The following is a 21606-nucleotide window of genomic DNA, read 5'->3' as shown; positions in this document are numbered from 1 at the left end:
CATCGGCAGGCCCAAGCCGGCGATCTGCATGCCGCTGCTCATACGTCGTTTGCATACCGCCGCCGCGTGCACGACGCACAACTGCCCCACGACCCGCTACGAATCTGTGCTTGCGCCCGCACTGAGCCAACGGCAGGACGCGCCGGGCGCATTCACCACAAACGCCTCAAGGCGCTTCCACCTCATAGCCCAGCGCCTGTAGCCGGGCCAGGTAACCGTCCGGTGCGGTCAGGCGGCTGATCGGCAGCACCGCGAAGGTGCTGCGGTTGCGTTGCAATGCAGCGGTGGCGATGCCCAGCCAATGCTCGCGCATGCGCCGTTCCAGGTCGTCGATACCGCGCTTCTTGGCGGCACCGGAGCTGGCCATCGCGCTCATGCACGCTGCCTGCGGGTCTTCGCGCGGCAACTGGCGCAAGGCTTCGAGGTCGCCGACCGACCAGGCGTTGGCGCGTTCGACCATCGTGGGGAGGTCGCGCTCCACCGTCACCAAAATGCTGCGGAAGCAGGCAATGTCGTCCATGCCGCCGGCACGGAATTCCTTGAGCGCCTGCCGCGGGTCGGCGATCTTGTAGTCCAACGCCGTCGGTGTGGGCTTGATGCCCGCACGCTTGGCCGCGCGCTCCACGACCGACCAGATCACCGGTGAGCGGGCCAGACCCGAACGCTTCAACGCAGCCTGATACAACTCGCCGGCCGCCAGCATCGGGCGCTTGCGCTCCACGCCGCGATCGTTGCCGATGTAACGGGCCTTGGCCACGCTCCATCGCGCATACAGCTCGGGCGGCAGCAGCTCACGCAGTTCGCGGCCGTCCTCGTTCTTCATTGCTTTCATTGCCGATGGCAACAAGCTCAGCTTGCCGAAGAACCCCATCTCGACATCGAGCTGCACGGTCGGCGCCATCAGTACCTGCTGCGACTGGCCGATGATGGTTTCCACCTCGGTCGATTGCCATTGCAGGCGTTTGGGCAGCGGCGACTGCGTGCCCAGGATCCACAAGACATGCTCGCCCTTGCTGACCTTCCACAAGCCAGGGCCCGGCTGCACGCCGCGCACCACCATGGCCTCCAGATCAACTACAGGTGGTGCCGACGTTGCTTCCTTGGGCGGCACAGTTTCTCCGGCGGCCGCCCACAGCGACACCAGCATCAAGCCCGCTCCCCATCCCGCTGCCTTGCGTCGCATTGCCGGTCGCCCCCTGTTTGAGGCGGACAGTACGCCAAGCCGGCAGCCACCGCGTTAGGGAAGCGTTCGCGCGCGCACTCGGCCAGAGGGCTAGCGTGGAAGCAGCGTGGCCAAGTGCGCGGCCAGCGGCGAGGCGGCGTCGAGCAGCGCGAAGCCTTCCCACACGAATCCAGGCGATACCGTGCAGCCCACCAGGGTGAACTGGCCAAGCGAACGCGCCGCCTGCCAGCAGCCGGCCGGCACCACCTGCATCGGTTCGCCGCGCTCGGCGGCATCCACAATCACACGCTGCAATTGCGCGCTGGAGGGCTCGTAGATCAGCAGCTCCAGCGCATCGCCCTGCTGCCAGTGCCAGGTCTCTTCGGCATCCACACGGTGCCACGCACTGCATTCGCCTGCACTTAATAGAAAGCGGATGGCGGTCAACGCCGGGCGTGACTGACCGTTGTCGGTGACCTGGCGTGCGGAGGCATACACACGGCGATAGTGCCCGCCTTCCGGATGCGGGGCGAGGTCGAGCGAGCGGATCAGGGCGGCGGCGGTGGGATGCATGCTTGCATGCTAGGCCAGACGCGCCGCCGCTGCATCAGGGCAGCTGCTTGCCCGCGCGCAGGCAGGTGCGGAAGAACACCAGCAGATCCCAGCTATAGCGCTTGAGCAAACGGCGCGGCTCGTTGAGCAGCCGATACATCCATTCCATGTGCAGGCGCCGCACCCAATCGGGCGCACGCTTGGCGGTGCCCGACAGGAAATCGAGCAACGCGCCCACCCCGAAGACCAGCGGTATACGCAGCGCATTGCTGTGGTCCAGGATCCAGCGTTCCTGCAACGGGTTGCCGAACGCCACCAGCAGCACATCGGCACCGGAGCGACTGATGCGCTCGGCCAGGCCCTCGCCCGCTGCCGCAAATTCGCCGTAGCCGTCGCACATGCCGACCACCTGTTGCCCCAAGGTGCCTGTCAGCGTGGCTGCCGCCGTCTTGCCGACACCCGGACGACCACCCAGCAGAAAGAACTTGAGCGGCTGCGCACTCTCGCGGCACAGATACGGAATCAGATCGGTGCCATTGAGATTGCCGGCGAAGCGGCGGCCATGGATCAGCCGTGCGGCCAGATCCATGCCGATCCCATCGTTGACGATCCGCACGCTGGGCTCGCGCATGCGCATCCGCAGCGCCTGGCACTGCACGATGAAATTGGTATTGGCAAAGAACACCCGCCGCGGCTGATGCGCGGCCAGCGCATGGAACAGATCCAGCGCGAAGGCTTCCTGCGTGGTGGACAACACCGGAAAGCCACCCAACGGAATCACCACACCGGGCAGTGTCGTACCGCTGGCAACTGCCGTCGTTTCCGCATCCACGCGCTGGCCCTGCATCATCGAATCACCAAAGGTCGTAAGGGAATGCAGCCAACAGCCCGGCCTGCAGTTTTTCAAGATCGAAATCGCCGTTACCGCCCAGCTCCAGACACTCTTCCACGCTGTTGCCGGAATGCCACTGCATGCGCCCGGTACCGTTGTAGTAGTCGTCGTACTTGAAGCGGTCTTCGCCGTTGCCCCAGTCCAGGTACACCGCCGGGATCCCGTAGGCTTCGGCAAGAATCAGGCCGTGCAGCGAGCTGCTGATCACCAGTTCAGCGCCGAGCAAGGCGCTCATGAAGGTCGCAGGCTTGACGTTGGGGAACACCAAGTGATCCTTGTACGCGCTGTACTTTTCGACCGGCTCGTTGAAGTGCGGCACGATGGCGAAGGGCCGCTTGTTGATCGGGCCGAGCGCCTCGGCCGGGAAGAACATCGGCGTCAGCAGGCCCGGATCGCCATACACTTCCGGCACCGCGATGCCGCGATCGACCAGAAATTTGCGCGTCTTCGGCCCGCGCACCGCACGGACGTCGAGCGTACTGAAGGTGTTGCGTTCGGCCGGGATCTTGCCATTGATGCCGCTGCCCCAGACGGTATCGCCGTCTTTGGCGAAATGCAGCACCGAGCCGATCGCGATCAGCTTCTTGCTGAGATCCTGCTTGTCGATCAGCGTCTTGTCCTGCAGCGACAGCACACATGAGACGATCACCTTGGACAGGTGATCTCCCATATTCACGCCAGCGTTCTTGGGCTGCCACCAGAACAATGCACGACGTTCTGCATGTTCTATCCACTTCTGCAGCAAGGCGTTGGCCATAGGTATGAGTCTCCTGGGGGTAGATGCCCCGCATCAATGCGAGAGCGCGGCCTCCGACGAGGCATGCACCGCTGCGCTGTGTTGCGGGTACAAACGGGTTTCCGGATACGCACTGGGATCCAGCACGCGATCAGTGGTGTCGGACCAATTCAGGCACTGGCGATAACGCACGCGCGGTGCTTCCAACGCACGGCCAATTGCCGCAATGACAGAATCAGCGTTGCCTGGAGTGTAGCCGAAACGCGACTGATACGGCCCCACCACGGCATTCGGGCACACCGCAGGCAAGCCGAAAAAGTCGTACTGCAGCAGCTTCATCGAGCTGTCGGCCAGATACACCGGCACCTGCTCGGACGCGTAAGGCGCGATGCCGAAACGCGCATGCTTGATGTAGCCGATGGTCTCGGCATGCTTCATCTCGCCATAGACCACCACGTTGTCGCCGTAGCCGGGATGCCGGCCCATGCCCGAGCCGATCACGTGGAAGGTGACCTGCGGGAAGGCCTTGCTCGCAACCACGAAGAACTCAGGATCGAACAGCATCGAGCCCACCGCCACTGCGTGGATGCCCTCGCCATACGGCGACGGGTCGCCCAGTTGATCCAGGTTGTGATCCACGCCATGGCCCACGTGGTACACGTTGTCGCGGCTTGCGATTTCCTCCGCCATTGCCGGCGACACCAGCGCAATCACATCGAGCTTGGGCGCGACGCGGTCGAACTCACGTTCGATATAGGACGCCACGTTGATCGTGCTCAAGCCGTCGGATGCGCGATAGACCAGCTTCGCGGCCGGATTGACACGCTTGGCAAGTTCGATGAAAGCAACCGCGATGCCGCTCTCGAACACGATGACGTCGGATTCGCGCATCCAGTCGAGCAAACGGCGTGGCGGGTGCGCGGCGTACCAGCGGAACATTGCATCCTCGACAGAACGCAGCCATGCGCGGCGCGTGTTGAACGGATGCACCGTCGTGCGCCACAGGTAGCAGTCGACACCTTTGTGCGAAACGACCGTGTTTGCGGTCTCGTCCAGCGGCAGTCGCATATCGCCTTTCATCCGCGACAACCGGCTGTAACGCAGCGAGAAAAATCGCGTGGTACCACGCAGCGCAAGCTGATCGGTAATGAAATGGATATTGGCGCGCCGCGGCGTGCGGTAGTCGTGGGCGGACAAGACCAGATAGCAAGGCCGGCGAATGCCGGAAGCGGCGGCGGGTGTGTCGCTCATGGGCCGTGTCCTATGAATGAGTGAGGGAAAGCATGACCAACTGCGGGCGAAGACGATGTCGACTCATCGACGTGCCCTGGCCTGCGTCAGCAACTTGCGGATATTGATGATGGAAATCACATCGCGACGGAATGCAGGCCAGATTGCCAGCGCAAGCAGACACACTGCGGCCATCGCTGCAGCGCCGACCGCAAGCTGCTGCCAGATCGCGCCACCTACCGCGATGGATGCGTAATACGCGCACCCACCCGCCACGCCATACGCGGTCATTGCGCGGACGGCATTGGTGAACAGAGCTCCGACAGGCGCGTCGGAAATCTTGCCGACCCACACCAGCGACAACGGCCAGATCAGCAACAGACCGAACGAATAGCCGATTGCCACGCCCATCGCACCCCATCGCGAACCGACAAAGATGCAGGCGATCAGCACGATGCGGCTGACCAGCGAATACACCAGCTGCGCGCGCATCAAGCCCCGCGCAAGGAACACCCAGTACGTCGCATAGGACGCCGTCTGAAAGATGCCGCCCAGCGTCAGCACCTGGAACAGCGGCACCGCCTCGCGCCACTGTTCGCCCAGCACCAACACGATCAACGGCATCGCAAGCGCGCAGGCGAACGCGAACAGCGCAACGATCAGATGCACCATCACTGTCTGCCCGCGTAGCAGAAACGCATTGAAACGTTCGCGGTCGTCCTGCAGTTGCGACAACACCGGCAATGCCACGCTGGTGGCCGGCGCATTGATCTGGTTCAACGGCATCATCAGCAACTGGAATGCGCGGTTGTACAGGCCCAGCGCATCCGGCCCGGTCCGCCAACCGATGATCACCTGCCCGACGTTGCGACTGGCGTAGCCCAGCAACTGCGCGGCCATCAGGTTCCAGCCGAAGCTCATGAAATCGCGCATCGGCGCCGAGCGCCGATAGCCACCCGGCAACCAGCGCGCGCAGCTTGCGGCGATGATGAAATTGACGATGGCCTGCACCACCTGCTGGACCACCAGCGCCCAATAGCCCCAGCCCAGCAACGCAGCAGCAACGGCTGCGCCCAGCCCCAGCACCTGCGAGCCCACGTCGCTGAGCGCCACTTGCCCGAAGCGCAGCCCACGGCTCAGATGCGCACGGTACTGCGTGGTCATTCCGTTGATCAGGAAGGTCACCGCCAGTGCCTGGGAAATCGTCACCAGGGCGGGTTCTTTGTAGAAGTTGGCGATCAGATGCGCCGAGGCGAACACCACCACCGACAGCGACAACCCGATGCCGCTGTTGATCCAGAACAGGTTATCGCGTTGCTCGCGGCTGACATGCTTGGCTTGCACCGCAGCTGCCGACAGACCGAAATCGCGCAGGATCTCGGCAGCGCCGACGATGGCGGTGACCATCGCCATCAGACCGTAGTCGTACGGCGTCAGCAATCGCGCCAGCAAAATGATGCCGCCGAACTGCACGACCATCTTGGCCGACTGGCCGAGCATGGTCACCGCTGCGCCACCGGCGGCGCGCGCGCCCAGGCTGCGCTGCGGTGGCGGTGGTGGCGGTGTGGGAGATGTCATCGTCGGTGTCTCTGCGTTCACAGCGCGGCGTCTCCATCCTTGCCCAACGCTTCCAGATAGGTGCGGTAATGCAACTGCCCGATCCGCGGCCAGTCGCGCTCCGAGAGATCCGGCACCGGGCCGCGTGGCGCCGCGCGCACCTTGTCCAGCATGCCCGTCAGCAACGCCGCGTCGAAGTCGCCTTCATACAGGAACACCCAACCCGGCCCGACTTCCTCGGCGATGGCCGCGTTCGATTCGCTCCACGGCGCCAGCACCGGACGTGCCAGCGACAACGCCAGCAGCAAGGTGCCGGAGTTGTGCATTTGCCGATACGGCAACACCACCAGTTCGGCCGCGCTGACTTCGCGCGCAAGCACCGGCTCTTCGACATAGGCCAGCAGCGCGCTGATGCGCGGATCCTGCGCGCAGGCGTCCTCTACCAGGGTGCGCATCTGCGGCGTCGCCGGGTTGCCGACGATACGCAGATTCACGCGCGCGTCGTCGACCTCGCGCATCACCTCCAGCAGTGTTTCGACGCCTTTGTACGGGCGAATCAGGCCGAAATGCAGCAGCCGCCCCGGCACCGTGCTGCCCTGCTCCATGGTCGCGAACCAATCGCGATAGTGGCCATGCAGAATCGTATCGGTGAATGGCGGGCGCGGCGGTGTGGTCGCATTGATGCGGATCCAGCGACGTGTCAGCCGGTCGATCCAGCGCAGCAGGCTGCGCTCGCGCCAGCCGCGGTCTTCGTGCGGCGCAAGATTGTGCAAGGTGCGCACTACCGGCGTGCCGGTCAGCTGCAGCTTGAGCAGCAACACCGCAGCGCACACCTGCTTGGCCAGGGTGCCGGCAGCGGTTGGATGGCGCAGCAGGTATTCGGGCCAGTGCAGATGCAATACGTCATAGCGCGACAGCAACGCATCACGCATCGAAAAGAAGCGCGGCTGCACGGCGGCGGGCAACGCATCATAGAGCTGGGTCAGGTACGGATTGGTGCTGGCATTGGGTTTTTCGGTGGAAAACAGCACCGTGACCTGCGGCTGTGTCGCCGCGTGCGTCATCGACGAAGAGGCCAGCGCGCTCATCGCACCACCTCCTGCACGCGCGGGATGCCCAATGCGTCGTGGTATTCGTCGATGTAGCGCCCGACCACATGCTTCCAGTCGTACCTGCTCACGTAGGCCATGGAGGTCGCACGACGGGTGTCGAAGTCGCTGTCGGCCTGCAACGCGAGCGCCTGCACCTGGTCTGCCGCTGCCTCGATCCTGTCGCGATTGACGATCACGCCCTGGCCCGATTCGCTGGCAAGCCGCACGAACGGCGGGATATCGCTGAGGATCGGAATCAGGCCGGCGCTCATCGCCTCGACCGCGGCGATCCCGAAGCCTTCATGCCGCGACAGGCACACGAAGAACTGCGCCTGACGCATCAGGCTGCGCAACTGCTCCTGCGAGGGCGACATGCTCAGCTGCACCTTGTCCTGCAGCCCTCGCTCGGCAATCGCCTTGCGCAGACCGGCCTCGTTCAAATCGTATTCGCGCCCGGCAATGATCAGCCGCCATTGCGGGTCGCGCTTGAGCGCGGCCTGCAGCAGTTCCAGCGTTTCGATCAGCCCCTTGTTGACCGACCAGCGCCCGAAATACAGCATCGTTCGCCCGGGCGTGGTTGCGCCCTGCCCTGCGTACTTGCCGACATCCACGCCGTTTTCGATCACCCGCAGCCGTGCCGGCGCCACCACCTTGGCGAATAGGTCGCCATCGTTTTCGCTGGTGGCGATCACGCGCGCGTAGGCCAGCGCCGAGGTGCGCGTGAGCGTCTGAAACCACAGCTGCTTCATCCGCGAGGCGTACGCAGTGTGGAAAAACCCGCCATGCGTGGATACCACCATCGGCTTGCCGTGCAACGGCTTGGTCAGGGCCAGATAGTCGTAGAAAAAGTCGATGCCGTGCAGATGCACCAGATCGGCCGAACGGATTGCACCGAGCACCGACGGCGCCAGCGGGTAGCGCGATGATCCGCGATAGCCAATCCGTCGGATCGGCAGCCCCTGATGCGTGTCCTGCGCCGAGAGCTGCGCACCCGGGTCGGTAAACACACGATCCAGCGTCACGACCTCGACCGTATCGGCGCTATTGGCTTGATGTTGGCGGGCAACATTGAGAACGACCTCTTCCATGCCTCCGATGGAAGGATGGAATTGGCGGACGACATGCACCACTTTCATTACGCCAATCTCCTGTGCCAGCGACGCGCACGCAGTTGCTGCGACGGCTGATGATTCTGAAAACTCGTCATTTGCGTTTCAACCCCAACATCCACGGCGCCAGCCGCACCAGCGCCGCGCGCATCGGCATGCTTGCAGTGATCGCGAACGCGCTCAGCCCCAACGCCCAGGCAGGCGTACTGATCGCGCTGCGTGCGATCACGCCGGTACACGCCACCAGGCTGGTGATCACCAAGAACACCAAGAACACCAACGTATGCGTACACAGGATCAACAAGGTGTTGGTGCCGATCCATTGCACCCAGCGCAAGCGCCGGATGAAGTACGCCACGCACAACGTCATCGCTGTCCCCAGCAGGCTGACGAGCAGGAACACGGCAGCCGACTGCCCGAACTGCAGGTTGTTCACGTCCACCTGCCCATTCCACGCGGCCAGCCACCACCACACCGCAGCCAATGGCACCAACGCCAGCACCCAGGATTCGCAGTGCATCTGCAAAACGCGACAGCCAGCCGCCCACCGCGACGAAGAACAGCGCCACAGGCAGCACATCCAGCGCGAGCGGCAAGCGCACCTGCAGCGACGGGAACCAGCCAGCCCATGCCAGCGCGAGCGCCAGACTGAGCGCGGCCACCGCGGCCGCACTCAAACGCGCACGCAGCGCAATGTAAGCCAGCGTTGTGACAAACAGCGCGGGCAGGAACCACAGCGCCGGAAGCACATACAGGCCTGCCCCGTTGGCCCAGAGCACTCCCGTCAACGGGTCCCACAACGGGCGCGCCTGTGCATGCCCTGCGTGGCCATCGAGCGCAGCGGTCAACAGCCACAATGCATGGGCTACCAGAAAGAACGACAGATATGGAATCAGCAACGTGCGCGCCAGCTTTGCGACCGTTGCGCCGGTCAATACACGCCGCCCGAAACGTTCGCCGACCCAGCCGGACAGCACGAAAAACAGCGGCACATGGAAGCTGTAGGCGAACAGCTTGTACGCCGGCGGCATCCCGCTGGCATGCCCCAGCACCACCAACACAATGGCCAGCGCCTTTGCGGCATCGATCTGCCAATCGCGCGTCGCCGCGAGCGCGGGCCGGGCATCTGGCAGGCGATGCGCACACACGGTCTGCGCGGAGGAAGACGCACGTGTCATGCCGCAGTGCCGCTCATGCCGCCACCCGGCGCGCACCCAACGTCCACGGAGCAAAACGCATCAACACCCAGCGCATGGGCACGCACGCGGCCAATGCGAACAGCGTAACAAACACCGCCCAGGCAAGCCCCGGACGCGCGCTACCGAAGCCACCCGCCAATGCAGCAACCCCGGACAGCACAAAGAACACCAGCATGTGCGTGCACAGGATCAGCAAGGTATTGCGGCCGATCCACTGCAGCCACGCCCAGCCTTGCACCAGCCGCGCCGCGCAGATCACCATCAATGAGCCCAGCAGCGCAGTGAGCAGGAACAGCGCGTGGTTGTGTCCGAATTCAAGCATGTTGACGTCGATCCGCCCGTTGGCATTGGCCAGCCAGGCCACCGCCAACGCCAGCACGACCGTTGCGACTGCACTGCCAGCCAAGGAGGTCGGCAGATGCGGCGAGAGGTAAATCAGCAAGGCACCCAATGCGTAAAAGCACAGCGACAGCGGTAGCACATCCAACCCGAAAAAAATCCGCAGGTGCTGGGCCGGGAACCACGCCATCCAGAACCATGCCAAAAGCAACGCCAGCACCGCGATCAATACCGGCGAGATCCAACGGCGCAGCACGAAATAACTCACCACCGTAACCAGCATCACCGGCAGAAACCACAGCGGTGGCTGCACATATAGGTCCGGGCCGATACCGGTAAACATCGCCACGATGGGCTCCCACCAGGGATGACTTCCCCAGCGCGCAGCCTTTTCACCGATATTGCGTGTCAGCAACCAATACGCGTAGCCCAACAGATAGAACGTGACATACGGCAACAGCAAGCTGCGTGCATGCCTGCCGACTGAGCGCCTGGCCCGCCCGGCGGTGTGTGACGCATAACCGGATGCCAACCAACCAGATACCAAAAAAAACAGCGGGACGTGGAAGCTGTAGGCAAACAAGGTCATGCCATGCGGAACGCCCTTGGCATGGCAGAACACCACGAGCAACATCGCGATCGCCTTGGTGGCATCGATGCGCGGGTCGCGGGCGCGACCGGTGGTGGCCGCAGGTGCGCCGGCGGCCGGCAAAGCCGACAGCGATGCCGACGTTGCCGACACGCTCATCGTGCAGCTCCCGCAGGCAATGGCAGCTGCGCGCCATCTACCGTTGGATCATCCTTGATCGAGTTAGCCGACGTGGGCGACGCAGACCAGGTTGGCAGCATGTGCCACAAGCAACCACAGACGAACCACCATAACGCCGAGGTCTTGATCGAGAAGTAGCCGTTGGACACCAGCAGACTCAATGCGAACGCAAAGATCGCCAGATTCTTGAACAGCTGCCCTTCCTTACTCGGCATCAACAGCAGGAACGAATACGCCAACAGGAAGGCCAGCACGCCCACGATCGATTGCGATGCAATGAAGTAGGCGATGCCGCTGTCGAAGTAGCGATACGCCTGCGCAAAGTCCAGGCCCATCCAGGATTCGAACGAGAGGTTGTTCATCGAATAGACGGTGAAAAATACACGTCCCATCGTGGTGTCCTGGTACGCGGTGATGCCCGTGACCCAGACCAGCAACCACGCTGTGACAATCACCAGCAGAAACACCAGAAATGCCAGCCGTTGATCCAGCCGTTTCAACAGCGGCGACAGCAGCACCATCAGCACGCAGGTGCCCGCCGCCAATCGTCCGTCCGATGCCACGATCATGAAGCCGATCAATCCCACCGACAGGATCAGTGCCGCAGGCCGCATCCAACGCCAGAACACCAGCACGATGGCGGTAAAAAAACAGATGTAGTTGCCCATCGTCACCGGCTCGATAAACATCGAGGAGGCGCGCGGCAAGTTGGAACCCGGCAGGAAGTTACGCTCGCCCGGCCGCGTCGCGCTGACGAACAGATTGCTGTCTTCGTTCCAGAAGCCTTCGGCGCTCATACCGCGCGCGTTGACGAAGAAGCTCTTCGGGTTGACCAGATCGCCGTACGCACTCGGCATCGCCAGTTCGAAGGCGGCAACCAGCGAAACGATGACGGTCATGCGGATGAACAGCTTGGGCACCGAGCCGGTGTAGGCCGAGCCAAGCACCACGAAGGCAAAGACCACCAGCGCGTCGCGGAAAAACTTGGGGTCGATCTGCCAGTTCACCAAGAACCGGACGAACATCAGCGTGACGATCAATCCAAGTCCGCTGATGATCAAGGCAATGCGCTTGCGGCTCATCGAGCCCAGGCCCAGCAGGAAGCAGGCCACATAGATCATGAATTCGACCGCATAGGTGATCACCGGCCGGACGGTGAACACGTTTGCGTTGATCAATGCCAGCACCAGGTTGTAACCCACGCCGACCAGCAACGTGAGCTCGATCAGCAGGCTGTGCCAGCGGACGCGCGTTTCCTCGCTCATTCGGATCAGCATGCAGACGCCTGCTTGGAAGGGGCGGCTGCGCTGCAGCCGCCCGCGGCGCCGGACGCGCCAGGTCGCACGCTTCCCACCATCATCAGTACGCGGTCTTCTGTCCGAGCACGCGCACTGCAGTCAGCACGATGATGCGGATATCCAGCCACAACGACCAACGACGGATGTAATCGAGGTCGTACTGGATACGCTTCTTCATCGTCCGCAGCTCCGGGGTCTCGCCACGGAAGCCGTTCACCTGCGCCCAACCGGTAATGCCCGGCTTGACGTAGTGACGCTGCATGTAATGGTTGATCAGCTTTTCGTAGTGGGTGTTGTGCTGCGCGGCGTGCGGGCGCGGGCCCACGATCGACATGCTGCCACCCAGCACATTGAAGATCTGCGGCAACTCATCCAGGCTGCTGCGACGCAGGAACGCACCGAAACGCGTGATACGGGTGTCGTTCTTGGTGGCTTGCTGGATGGTCGTGCCATGGTCGTCATGCACGCGCATCGAGCGGAACTTGAACATGTAGAACTCGCGACCGCCCAGGCCATGACGGCGCTGGCGGAAGAATACCGGACCCGGCGAGCTCATCTTGACGCCCACCGCAATGGCGGCCATCAGCGGCCACAGGCCCATCAGCGCAATCACGGCCAGGATCTTGTCCTGCAGTGCCTTGGCCACCACGAAGTAATTGTCGCGGTCCACACCACCCTGGCGCAGGTTGATCACCGGCACGTTGCCGATCTGCTCACCCGACTGATTCAACAGGCCGAAGTCGAACAGGTCCGGCACCAGCTTGACGTTGATCGGGTAACGATCCAGGCGCTGCAGCAACTGCTTAATGTGGTCGCGCTCACCCAGCGGCAGCGAGATCCACACCTGCTCGACCTGGTTGTCCTTCAGATAGTCGATCAATGCATCCGGCTCGCCCAGGCACGGCAGCGACTGGCGCTGTTCGGTCACGGCGATGTCGTACGGGGTGCGGAAGTAACCGACCAGATTCATGCCGACCCACGGGTTGCGGCTCAAATAATGGTTGATCTTCATCACCGGGTGACGCAGACCGACCACCACCACACGCTGCACGTCCACGCCTTGCGTACGCAGATGGTTCAAGAAGCCGCGCAGTACCGTACGTGCGGCTACCAGCGAGGCCAGCCCCCCGACGAACCACAGGCCGATCCAGCCGCGCGACACCTGCTCGCCCACCTGCACGATCAGCGCGTGCACCGCGAACAACGCGAACACACCACCGAATGCACCGCCCAGCACCAGCAGTTCGCTCAACAGGCCACGACCGCGCCAGCTGCGATACAACGGGAACAGCGCAAAGCAGATCACCGAGTACAGCAGCGTGGTGGCGATGGCAACCCGGTACGGTGCCGCAGGCACCCAGGAGCCGAACACGATGCGGTACGCGACCAGGCCGGAAACCACGACCATGGTCAGGTCGAAAACGCGCAGAACCAGATCGGCCGCAGCCGAATACTTGGACAACAATCGCGGCGAGGATGTGGTGTAAGTGGCGCTACTCAAGTCTGCCAAAAGCATGGGGATGTCCTCCAAACTCGATACGGCGCATGCGGGGGAACATGCGAATCGCACGCGAGCTTTCAATCATCTCCGTCAAGCGATCACCGCGGTAATACCTACCGACCCCAGATCACTCGACAGCCCTTTGTTTCAACAGAGACAAACCTTCAAACGAGGGAGCCCGAAACATACGGGATCCCACCTTTTCCACGCTGAATCAGTTGTCACTTAAATTAACCATCGTTTTGCAACATCACGATGTCAGTTCAGCCGCGTTTCCGGCCCGTTGCCGCGCAAGAAGTAGCGTACGAGAGCCACGGCCACACCAAGGAATACGCCAAAGATGAGGCCTAAGGCGAGGTTCAATTTGAGTTTCGGCGAAGTCTTCGACGTAGGCACATCTGCGGTGTCGACGATGGTCACGTTGTTGGCGCCGACATTGCTCGCCACGCCGATTTCCTTGTAGCGCTGCAGGAGCGCATCGTAGAGCTGACGGTTGGTGTCGACGTCGCGCTTGAGCATGTTGTAACGGATGCTGCGGCTCTGCAGATCGAGCTCGTTACTACGCAGACCGGCGATGCGTTCGTTGAGCAACTGCTCCTGATGCACCGATGCGTCGTAGGTCGCCTTCAACGACTGGCGGACGTTGATGACTTCGCCATTGATCTGCCGACGCGACTCTTCAATCTGCGCCTTCAGCCGCTGCATTTCCGGGTAATCCGGCTTGAAGGTCGACAGCTTCTGCTGGTATTCGCTGGTCAGGCGCACCTGCTCGCTGCGCAGGCTCTGGATCAGCGGGCTGCTGAGCACCTGCGGCAACGACATGCCATCGCCACTGGCGGCCTGGCGCCAGGCAGACTCGGCCTTGATGCGGGCATCCTGTGCGGACGCCAGCAAGGCGTTCAGATCGGTCAGGTTCTGCGCCGGCAACGACGGCTTGTCGTCGCCGACCGAGACGATCTGCTCGTCGGTCGAATAGGCAACCAGCGTCTTTTCCGAGTCTTCGACCTTGTCGCGCAACTGCTCCAACCGCTCGGCAAGGAACTTGGTCGCGAACGAGGACGCCTTCATGCGGCGCTCCTGCGTGCTGACGATGAACACCTTCGGATACGTGTTGGCGATCTTGGCCGCCAGCACCGGGTCCGGCGAGTCGTAATTGACGTAGACCAGGCGCGAATTGAGGATCGGCTCGACCACCAGACCGGCCAGCAGCGTATTGGTCAGGCTGCGCTCGATGATCGCCTGACGCGAATCCACCGACTTGCCGGCTTCCGGATTTTTCGCCGCGGCCTTTTCCAGCGCCTCATCGACCTGCTGCTTGAACGCCGGCTCCTTGTCGAGCTTGGCCTCGCGGATCACCGCACGCGCCAGCGAACGGCTCTGCAGCAGCTGATACTGGGTCTGGTAGAAATCGCGATCCTGCGGCGATTCCACCGGCATCAGGTTGTCGACATTCACCACGTTGAGCGAGTCGCGCTCGATCTGCAGCGTGCTGGTCGCGCGGTATTTCTCGGGCATCAGCATGGTGACGCCGAACGCCAGCAACAACGCGGTCAGCGCGATGCCAATGATCAACCAGCGCTGCGACACCAGGGCGCGCCAGTAATCGAGCAAGCCCACGTCGGCCAGCTCAAGATGTCCGTGGCGATGAGACGAAGAGGAACGATTGTCGGAATTCATGCTCATCGGTAAGCGCGCCACACCATCACAAGAGGAGTCAGTTCCAGCATGGTGCGCAACCAGACGCGCGCATCCGAGCGGTACACCACGACGATGTCGCCGCCGTAAATCTCAGGATCCGGGTTGCCCCCCTTCTCGATCTCGGTCAGGTCGAATCGCGCGATCATCTTCTGGCCGTTGACCGTACGGAACACAATGACGTTGCCGCGGCTTGCCACGGTGCTGACGCCCTTGGCCTGCGCGACGGCCTGTTGCAGGGTCAGATTGGCGCCGATGACCGGATAGATGCCGGGTTCGGTGACCGCGCCGGTCACAGTGACGCGGCGGCCATTGGATTCCTGCACGAACACCGAAACCTGCGGATTCTGCAGGTAGCCGGAGCGGTAGCGGTCGGCCACCATCTTTTCGAGTTCGCCAACGCCCATGCCGGCCGCATTGACGTCACCGATCAGCGGCAACGAGATATGGCCGTTCTGATCGATACGGACCTGACGCTCCAGATCGTCGACCTGGAATACCTTGACCAGCAACAGATCGCCTGGAGAGAGTCGATACTCGGGCTGCACGGCCGACATTGCGAGCGGATCGGGGAGCGGCAACGACGTCGCCATGCCCTTCCCGGTGCTGCAAGCGCCCAGTGTCATCGAGCAGATCAACGCCAGGCTGAGTGCTTGGCAAAATCGTCCGATCAGTTTCTTCATGCGTAGGGCTGTCTGCCTCGGTTAGGTGGGACACGCGCTCGCGCAGCGTTCCACCGGCCAACGCGCCAGCACGAACGTACGACAGAGAATTCATCCCGATACGTCGGGAGCACGACAGGTAAGGCGTGTTGCACTGCACTATGGCACAGAAAAATTGCATCGCAAGACGCTGCACGCCATTTTTTTGACGGCGTTGGCCTATTGATTCAAGTTCGTCGTTGGCACGTTAAAAAAACGTGATCCAGTAACGCATTCTGGGCCAAGGATTCGGAGGGTTTTCGGACACTTAGCGTCATTGCGTGACCCAGGTCCATAACGAACGGGACCGCAAAAACCGAGCGCTAGCGCGCCTTTCATGCTGCACTGCGATATGCCGATCTACCTATCGAGCAAGAGGCGCGAAGACAAAGAATGCAATGCTGCACCGCAACAAAAAGCCCATGACGCGATGTCATGGGCTTACTGTTTGGTCGGGGTAGCCGGATTCGAACCGACGACCACTAGTCCCCCAGACTAGTGCGCTACCAGGCTGCGCTATACCCCGAAGATGCTGCATCCGCCGCGAGGGCGGCCTGCGATTATAGCGGCTTTGCGAAACGTTTTCCTAGCGGCGCAGCAGTTGCAGAACTTCTTCCAGCTCCATCCGCACCTGCTTGATGATCTGATTGCTCAGCGCGGACTCGCTTTTGGCGCCATCGCCTTCCAGACGCAGACGCGCGCCACCGATGGTGTACCCCTGCTCGTACAGCAGGCCGCGGATCTGGCGCACCATCAACACGTCATGGCGTTGGTAATAGCGCCGGTTGCCGCGCCGCTTGACCGGCTCCAGGCTGGGGAATTCGGTTTCCCAATAGCGCAGCACATGCGGTTTGACGTCGCACAGCTCGCTCACCTCACCGATGGTGAAGTAGCGCTTGGCCGGGATCGGCGGTAGCTCGCGATTACTGCCCGGATCCAGCATATGCCTCCACCCGTTCCTTGAGTTTCTGGCCGGGACGGAAGGTCACCACCGTCCGGGCCGAGATCGGAATTTCCTCGCCGGTCTTGGGATTGCGACCGGGCCGTTGGTTCTTGCGCCGCAGATCGAAGTTGCCAAATCCGGACAGCTTCACCTGACGCCCCTGCTCCAGCGCATCGCGCAGCACATCGAAAAACGCGTCGACAAATTCCTTTGCCTCGCGCTTGTTCAGACCGACCTCGTCGAACAGACGCTCGGCCATCTCCGCTTTCGTCAATGCCATGCCAATCCCCTGGGTTACCGCCTCAACTCCGGATCCGGGCGCGATGTTCGCGCTCGATCACGGCCACCACATCGGTGACGACCGCATCCACGTCCCGGTCGGTGAGAGTGCGCGAGTTATCCTGCAAAATCAAGCCCATAGCCAGACTCTTGAAACCTGGCTCGACCCCCTGCCCGACATACCGGTCGAACAGCTGCACCTCGCGCAACAACGGCCCGACCGTGGTGCGCACGCTGGCCGACAGTGCCGCCCAGCTCACCTCTTCGGGCACCAGGAAGGCCAGATCGCGGCGCACCGAGGGGAACCGCGACAGCTCGCCGGCACGCGGCAAAGCACGCTGCACCAGCGGCGTCAGCTGTAACTCGAACGCGATCACGTCCACATCGATGTCCAGCGCCTTGGCCAGGCGCGGGTGCACCTGCCCGATCCAGCCGATGTGGGCACCGTCGCGGTAGACATCGGCCGACCGGCCCGGATGCCCGAATGGTTGCGTCGACGGCTGGAACTCCAGCTGCGCGCCACTGGCGGCAGCCAGTGCCATCAGGTCGCCCTTCAGATCATGGAAATCCACCTTGCGCGCGGTCTCGCCCCACTGCAGCGCCAGGGCATCGCCGCACACGGCCGCGGCAACATGCTGCGATTCCTGCGGCGCTGCGCCGGCATCGGCAGCGGCCGCAAACACCTTGCCCAATTCGAACACACGCACCCGCCCGGCCTGGCGGGCAGCATTGCGGCCCAAGGTCGCCACCAGGCCCGGCAACAGGCGCGGACGCATGATCGCCAGCTCGGCACTGAGCGGGTTGGCCAAGGGCACCAGGCCATCGGTGAGCTGCCAGCGCTCCAGCAGGCCGGCATCGACGAAGGCGTAATTGATGGTTTCCTGCAGCTCGCGCGCCACCAGTTGGCGCCGCACGCTGAGTTCGTCCAGCTGGGTTTCGCTGGGCATCGCGATGCGACTGGCACCGCCGGGCAGCGTGGTCGGCACCCGGTCGTAACCGTGGATGCGCGCCAGTTCCTCGATGAGATCTTCTTCGATGGCGATATCGAAGCGACGGCTCGGTGCCATCACTTCCCAGCCTTCGGCAACTGCGTCGAGTTGCATGCCGAGCGCGCGCAACATGCGCACGACATCGGCATCGTCGATCTGGATGCCGAGCACGCGTGCGATGCGCGCGCGACGCAACAGGATGCGCGCAGGCTGCGGCAGATGCTGCGGCAGTTGCGCATGCACTACCGGACCGGGCGTACCGCCGGCCAGTTCCAGCACCAGACGCGTCGCCACTTCGATCGCCTGCGGCGGCAATGCCGGATCCACACCACGCTCGAAGCGATGCCCGGCGTCGGTATGCAGGCCGAGTTTACGGCCACGGCCCATGATGGCCGCCGGGTCGAAGTACGCCGATTCCAGGAACACATTGCGCGTGGTCTCGGTGACGCGCGTGTCCAGCCCGCCCATCAACCCCGCCAGCGCAACCGCGCGCCCGGCATCGGTGATGGTCAGGAAGCTGTCGTCCAGCGTGACCTGGCGCCCATCCAGCAGCGCCAACTGCTCGCCGGCACGCGAGCGGCGCACACCGATCGGCCCCTGCAAGGTGTCCAGATCGAAGGCATGCATCGGCTGCCCCAGTTCCAGCATCACGTACTGGGTGATGTCCACCAGCAACGACACCGGGCGCACGCCGCTGCGGCGCAACCGCTCGGCCAGCCACACCGGCGTTTTCGCGGCCGGGTCGATGCCTTCGATCACCCGGCCGCAATAGCGCGGCGCCTCCTTGCCGGCATCCAGTTCCACCGCCAGCGTGCGCGTGGAGACCGGCGCCACCGCACCGGCATCGAACGCCACCACTTCGCTGGCGCACGCGGCGGCCACGTCGAAGGCGATGCCGCGCACGCTGAAGCAATCGGCGCGATTGGGAGTGAGCTTGATCTCGATGCTGGCATCGGGCAGCCCCAGATACTCGGCAAGCGCCTGCCCCACCGGCGCATCGTCCGGCAATTCGAACAAGCCGGAGGCGTCGCTGTCCAGACCGAGCTCCTTGGCCGAACACAACATGCCGTTGGACGCCACACCGCGCAACTTGGCGGCGGTGATGGTCAGCGCGCCGATCTGCGCACCGACCAGCGCCAACGGCGCCACCAGACCGGGGCGCGCATTCGGCGCGCCACACACGATCTGCAGCAACTCCCCCTGCCCTGCATCGACGCTGCAGACCTGCAGCCGATCGGCTTCGGGATGACGCACCGCCTCGACGATGCGCGCCACCACCACCTGACCCAGCGCCTCGCCCAACGGCGTGACGTCTTCGACTTCCAGACCGATCGCCGTCAGCGTGGCAGCCAGTTCGTCGCGCGTGGCCTGGATCGGAACATGGCTACGCAGCCAATTTTCAGAGAATTTCATGAGGAGCCGGGAATCGAGAATGGGGAATGGGGAATCGCAAAGGCGGGGACGCCGGGCCTTCGGAACGGGACCTGCGGAGCGTGTGGCTCTTGCGATTCCCGATTCCCGATTCCCGAATCCCCACTGTCAAGCAAACTGCCGAAGAAAACGCACGTCGTTCTCGAAGAAGGCGCGCAGGTCGTTGACTCCATAGCGCAGCATCGCGAAGCGCTCCACGCCCAGACCAAAGGCGAAGCCGGTGTAACGCTCGGGGTCGATGCCGACGCTGCGCAACACATTCGGGTGCACCATGCCGCAGCCCAGCACTTCCAGCCAGCGCGTGCTGCCATCGGGCTGCTGCCAGGCGATGTCCACTTCCGCACCCGGCTCCACGAACGGGAAATAGCTCGGGCGGAAACGCATTTCGAAATCGCGCTCGAAGAACGCGCGCACGAACTCGGACAAGGTGCCCTTGAGGTCGGCGAAGTTGGAATGCTCGTCCACCAGCAGGCCTTCGACCTGATGGAACATCGGCGAGTGGGTCTGGTCCGAATCGGAGCGGTACACCTTGCCGGCCGCGATCATGCGCAGCGGCGGTTTGTGCGCATCCATGTAACGCACCTGCACGCCCGAGGTATGCGTGCGCAGCAGACGCCCGTCGCCGAAATAAAACGTGTCGTGCATCGCACGCGCCGGATGGTGCGGCGGGAAATTCAGCGCTTCGAAGTTGTGCCAGTCGTCCTCGATTTCCGGGCCGTCCGACAGCTCGTACCCGAGCCGCGCGAAGATTTCGACGATGCGCTCCAGTGTGCGCGTCACCGGGTGCAAGCCGCCGCGCTCGCTGCGGCGACCCGGCAAGGTGACATCGATGCGCTCGCCGGCCAGACGTGCGTCCAGTGCGGCGCTTTCCAGCGTGTTCTTGCGCTCGGCCAGTGCGGCGGTCAGCGCGTCGCGCGACAGATTGATCGCCTCGCCAGCGGCCTTGCGTTGCTCGGCGGGCAAGCTGCCGAGTTGCTTGAGCTGGGCGGTGATGCTGCCGCTCTTGCCCAGCAATGCGACCCGCAATGCTTCCAGTTGGTCCGGCGTCTGCGCCGCGGCAACATCGGCCAGCGCGCGCTCGGTCAGGGATTGAATCTCACTCATTGCACTTGCGCCTCAACTGCTCAACCGAACGGTGTTTCCGGATACACCGGAATGCATTGCCACATATCTTGCCAGCCATCGCATCGACCGATGCTGGTTGTCTAAAACGCAAAAAGGGGAAGGACTTGCGCCCTTCCCCCGAACAACTGCTTCGCTCCAATCAGAGACTGCACACGAGTGCACAATCTCTGACGAGGACTACCCCTTCAACAGTCCGCACATGGATGTGCGGGCTCTTGCGAAGGACTCGCACATACGCTGTGCGGGCTCTTGCGAGGGACTCGCACTTATGCCGCCAGCGCGCCCTTTGCCTTCTCGGCCAGCGCGGCAAAGCCGGCGGCGTCGTGCACGGCGATATCGGCCAGCACCTTACGGTCCAGGGTGATACCAGCCTTGAGCAGGCCATTCATGAAGCGGCTGTAGCTCAAGCCGTTGATGCGAGCAGCCGCATTGATGCGGGTGATCCACAGCGAACGGAAATTACGCTTCTTCTGCTTACGGCCAATGTAGGCGTACTGCTGTGCCTTGATGACCGCCTGCTTGGCAACGCGGAACACCTTCCGGCGAGCGTTGTAGTAACCCTTTGCCAGGGTCAGAATTTTCTTGTGGCGGCGACGCGCCTGTACGCCACGCTTTACTCGTGCCATGGGTCAGTCCTCAGAGGTAGGGAAGCATACGATCGAGACGGCCTGCGTCCTCGGCACGGACGTGATTCGTCTGCCGCAGGTTGCGCTTCCGCTTGGTCGCTTTCTTCGTGAGGATGTGGCTACGGTTTGCGTGGCCGCACTTGTACTTGCCGGAGGCGGTCTTGCGGAAACGCTTGGCCGCCGCCCGGTTGGTCTTGATCTTGGGCATTGCAATGTCCTTGATGGTGTTTTGTCACTGACACGGGCGGCAGTCTTGCGACCACACTTTCCATCCTTGCCCTTGCCTGCTTGTAAGCCCTTGATCGAACACGATCCGGACAGGTCCTGGTGCCGCTTGCACGGCGCCCCAATAAAGCGGGCCGCGCAGTCTACCCTTTGCCGG

19 protein-coding genes, 1 tRNA gene and 1 pseudogene are annotated in these 21606 nt (G+C 63.0%); all 21 read right to left on the bottom strand.

All coding sequences use genetic code 11. The annotated features are described in order from the left end of the window. Nucleotides 1-166: 166 nt before the first annotated feature. The 21 genes and pseudogenes from A7D16_RS04705 to rpmI all read right to left on the bottom strand — a co-directional run bounded on the left by A7D16_RS04705 (nt 167) and on the right by rpmI (nt 21432). Entirely contained in the window at nt 167-1183 is a 1017-nt protein-coding gene (locus A7D16_RS04705; RefSeq protein WP_064630282.1) for a TraB/GumN family protein, read from the bottom strand. Between the two features lie 90 nt (nt 1184-1273). Continuing rightward, a complete protein-coding gene (locus A7D16_RS04700; protein ID WP_064630280.1) occupies nt 1274-1735 on the bottom strand; it encodes a cupin domain-containing protein in 462 nt (153 codons plus the stop codon). 34 nt (nt 1736-1769) lie between these two features. Then, entirely contained in the window at nt 1770-2564 is a 795-nt protein-coding gene (locus A7D16_RS04695) for a WecB/TagA/CpsF family glycosyltransferase (protein ID WP_064630278.1), read from the bottom strand. 4 nt (nt 2565-2568) lie between these two features. After that, nucleotides 2569-3363 carry a polysaccharide pyruvyl transferase family protein gene (locus A7D16_RS04690; RefSeq protein ID WP_064630276.1) on the bottom strand — a complete coding sequence of 265 codons (795 nt, stop codon included), beginning with the start codon at nt 3361-3363 and terminating at the stop codon, nt 2569-2571. 33 nt (nt 3364-3396) lie between these two features. Then, nucleotides 3397-4593: a GumK N-terminal domain-containing glycosyltransferase gene (locus A7D16_RS04685; RefSeq protein ID WP_064630275.1), complete on the bottom strand. Its 1197-nt coding sequence runs from the start codon at nt 4591-4593 to the stop codon at nt 3397-3399. Nucleotides 4594-4656: 63 nt separating this feature from the next. After that, on the bottom strand, nt 4657-6150 hold the full coding sequence (locus A7D16_RS04680; RefSeq protein ID WP_064630273.1) for a lipopolysaccharide biosynthesis protein: 1494 nt from the start codon (nt 6148-6150) through the stop codon (nt 4657-4659). 17 nt (nt 6151-6167) lie between these two features. Then, nucleotides 6168-7217: a glycosyltransferase gene (locus tag A7D16_RS04675; RefSeq protein WP_064630271.1), complete on the bottom strand. Its 1050-nt coding sequence runs from the start codon at nt 7215-7217 to the stop codon at nt 6168-6170. Further along, nucleotides 7214-8356 carry a glycosyltransferase family 4 protein gene (locus A7D16_RS04670; RefSeq protein WP_064630269.1) on the bottom strand — a complete coding sequence of 381 codons (1143 nt, stop codon included), beginning with the start codon at nt 8354-8356 and terminating at the stop codon, nt 7214-7216. The genes A7D16_RS04675 and A7D16_RS04670 overlap by 4 nt, the downstream gene beginning before the upstream one ends. 67 nt (nt 8357-8423) lie before the next feature. Next, nucleotides 8424-9507: pseudogene (locus A7D16_RS04665) on the bottom strand (acyltransferase family protein). 13 nt (nt 9508-9520) lie between these two features. Continuing rightward, the gene (locus tag A7D16_RS04660) at nt 9521-10615 is read right to left on the bottom strand and encodes an acyltransferase family protein (protein WP_064630267.1); all 1095 of its coding nucleotides are present in this window, start codon (nt 10613-10615) and stop codon (nt 9521-9523) included. Continuing rightward, nucleotides 10612-11901, bottom strand: coding sequence for a hypothetical protein (locus tag A7D16_RS04655; protein WP_064630265.1), 1290 nt, complete (start codon nt 11899-11901; stop codon nt 10612-10614). The genes A7D16_RS04660 and A7D16_RS04655 overlap by 4 nt, the downstream gene beginning before the upstream one ends. 94 nt (nt 11902-11995) lie before the next feature. Continuing rightward, nucleotides 11996-13450: an undecaprenyl-phosphate glucose phosphotransferase gene (locus A7D16_RS04650; RefSeq protein ID WP_064630263.1), complete on the bottom strand. Its 1455-nt coding sequence runs from the start codon at nt 13448-13450 to the stop codon at nt 11996-11998. Nucleotides 13451-13693: 243 nt separating this feature from the next. After that, complete coding sequence (locus A7D16_RS04645) at nt 13694-15133, bottom strand: GumC family protein (RefSeq protein ID WP_193395439.1); 1440 nt, start codon at nt 15131-15133, stop codon at nt 13694-13696. Next, complete coding sequence (locus A7D16_RS04640) at nt 15115-15813, bottom strand: polysaccharide biosynthesis/export family protein (RefSeq protein WP_064630259.1); 699 nt, start codon at nt 15811-15813, stop codon at nt 15115-15117. Before A7D16_RS04640 ends, A7D16_RS04645 begins: the two co-directional genes overlap by 19 nt. Before the next feature lie 467 nt (nt 15814-16280). Continuing rightward, nucleotides 16281-16357 (bottom strand) — tRNA-Pro (locus tag A7D16_RS04635). Between the two features lie 60 nt (nt 16358-16417). Further along, nucleotides 16418-16774: a MerR family transcriptional regulator gene (locus A7D16_RS04630; protein WP_005995911.1), complete on the bottom strand. Its 357-nt coding sequence runs from the start codon at nt 16772-16774 to the stop codon at nt 16418-16420. Then, the gene (locus A7D16_RS04625) at nt 16755-17054 is read right to left on the bottom strand and encodes an integration host factor subunit alpha (protein ID WP_002811076.1); all 300 of its coding nucleotides are present in this window, start codon (nt 17052-17054) and stop codon (nt 16755-16757) included. Before A7D16_RS04625 ends, A7D16_RS04630 begins: the two co-directional genes overlap by 20 nt. A 22-nt stretch (nt 17055-17076) precedes the next feature. Then, nucleotides 17077-19455, bottom strand: a complete 2379-nt coding sequence (gene pheT / locus A7D16_RS04620) for a phenylalanine--tRNA ligase subunit beta (RefSeq protein ID WP_064630257.1) — start codon at nt 19453-19455, stop codon at nt 17077-17079. A 126-nt stretch (nt 19456-19581) separates the two neighbouring features. Further along, a complete protein-coding gene (pheS, locus tag A7D16_RS04615) occupies nt 19582-20577 on the bottom strand; it encodes a phenylalanine--tRNA ligase subunit alpha (protein WP_064630255.1) in 996 nt (331 codons plus the stop codon). A gap of 287 nt (nt 20578-20864) precedes the next feature. After that, complete coding sequence (gene rplT, locus A7D16_RS04610) at nt 20865-21224, bottom strand: 50S ribosomal protein L20 (RefSeq protein ID WP_003484828.1); 360 nt, start codon at nt 21222-21224, stop codon at nt 20865-20867. 10 nt (nt 21225-21234) lie between these two features. After that, nucleotides 21235-21432 carry a 50S ribosomal protein L35 gene (gene rpmI / locus A7D16_RS04605; RefSeq protein ID WP_002811096.1) on the bottom strand — a complete coding sequence of 66 codons (198 nt, stop codon included), beginning with the start codon at nt 21430-21432 and terminating at the stop codon, nt 21235-21237. Nucleotides 21433-21606 lie beyond the last annotated feature (174 nt).

The sequence above is a fragment of the Xanthomonas nasturtii genome, assembly GCF_001660815.1.
Lineage (GTDB): Bacteria > Pseudomonadota > Gammaproteobacteria > Xanthomonadales > Xanthomonadaceae > Xanthomonas > Xanthomonas nasturtii.
The sequence above is the reverse complement of the archived record's forward strand: the minus strand, read 5'-3'. Positions and strand labels throughout refer to the sequence as shown.

Excerpts from the sequence above, each read along its gene's own strand:
- A7D16_RS04685 (WP_064630275.1), bottom strand. The coding sequence starts at position 4,593 with ATGAGCGACACACCCGCCGCCGCTTCCGGCATTCGCCGGCCTTGCTAT.
- A7D16_RS04640 (WP_064630259.1), bottom strand. The coding sequence starts at position 15,813 with ATGAAGAAACTGATCGGACGATTTTGCCAAGCACTCAGCCTGGCGTTG.
- A7D16_RS04650 (WP_064630263.1), bottom strand. The coding sequence starts at position 13,450 with ATGCTTTTGGCAGACTTGAGTAGCGCCACTTACACCACATCCTCGCCG.
- A7D16_RS04700 (WP_064630280.1), bottom strand. The coding sequence starts at position 1,735 with ATGCATCCCACCGCCGCCGCCCTGATCCGCTCGCTCGACCTCGCCCCG.
- A7D16_RS04625 (WP_002811076.1), bottom strand. The coding sequence starts at position 17,054 with ATGGCATTGACGAAAGCGGAGATGGCCGAGCGTCTGTTCGACGAGGTC.
- pheS (WP_064630255.1), bottom strand. The coding sequence starts at position 20,577 with ATGAGTGAGATTCAATCCCTGACCGAGCGCGCGCTGGCCGATGTTGCC.
- A7D16_RS04690 (WP_064630276.1), bottom strand. The coding sequence starts at position 3,363 with ATGGCCAACGCCTTGCTGCAGAAGTGGATAGAACATGCAGAACGTCGT.
- A7D16_RS04675 (WP_064630271.1), bottom strand. The coding sequence starts at position 7,217 with ATGAGCGCGCTGGCCTCTTCGTCGATGACGCACGCGGCGACACAGCCG.
- A7D16_RS04705 (WP_064630282.1), bottom strand. The coding sequence starts at position 1,183 with ATGCGACGCAAGGCAGCGGGATGGGGAGCGGGCTTGATGCTGGTGTCG.
- A7D16_RS04660 (WP_064630267.1), bottom strand. The coding sequence starts at position 10,615 with ATGAGCGTGTCGGCAACGTCGGCATCGCTGTCGGCTTTGCCGGCCGCC.
- pheT (WP_064630257.1), bottom strand. The coding sequence starts at position 19,455 with ATGAAATTCTCTGAAAATTGGCTGCGTAGCCATGTTCCGATCCAGGCC.
- A7D16_RS04680 (WP_064630273.1), bottom strand. The coding sequence starts at position 6,150 with ATGACATCTCCCACACCGCCACCACCGCCACCGCAGCGCAGCCTGGGC.
- rpmI (WP_002811096.1), bottom strand. The coding sequence starts at position 21,432 with ATGCCCAAGATCAAGACCAACCGGGCGGCGGCCAAGCGTTTCCGCAAG.
- A7D16_RS04655 (WP_064630265.1), bottom strand. The coding sequence starts at position 11,901 with ATGAGCGAGGAAACGCGCGTCCGCTGGCACAGCCTGCTGATCGAGCTC.
- rplT (WP_003484828.1), bottom strand. The coding sequence starts at position 21,224 with ATGGCACGAGTAAAGCGTGGCGTACAGGCGCGTCGCCGCCACAAGAAA.
- A7D16_RS04695 (WP_064630278.1), bottom strand. The coding sequence starts at position 2,564 with ATGATGCAGGGCCAGCGCGTGGATGCGGAAACGACGGCAGTTGCCAGC.
- A7D16_RS04630 (WP_005995911.1), bottom strand. The coding sequence starts at position 16,774 with ATGCTGGATCCGGGCAGTAATCGCGAGCTACCGCCGATCCCGGCCAAG.
- A7D16_RS04670 (WP_064630269.1), bottom strand. The coding sequence starts at position 8,356 with ATGAAAGTGGTGCATGTCGTCCGCCAATTCCATCCTTCCATCGGAGGC.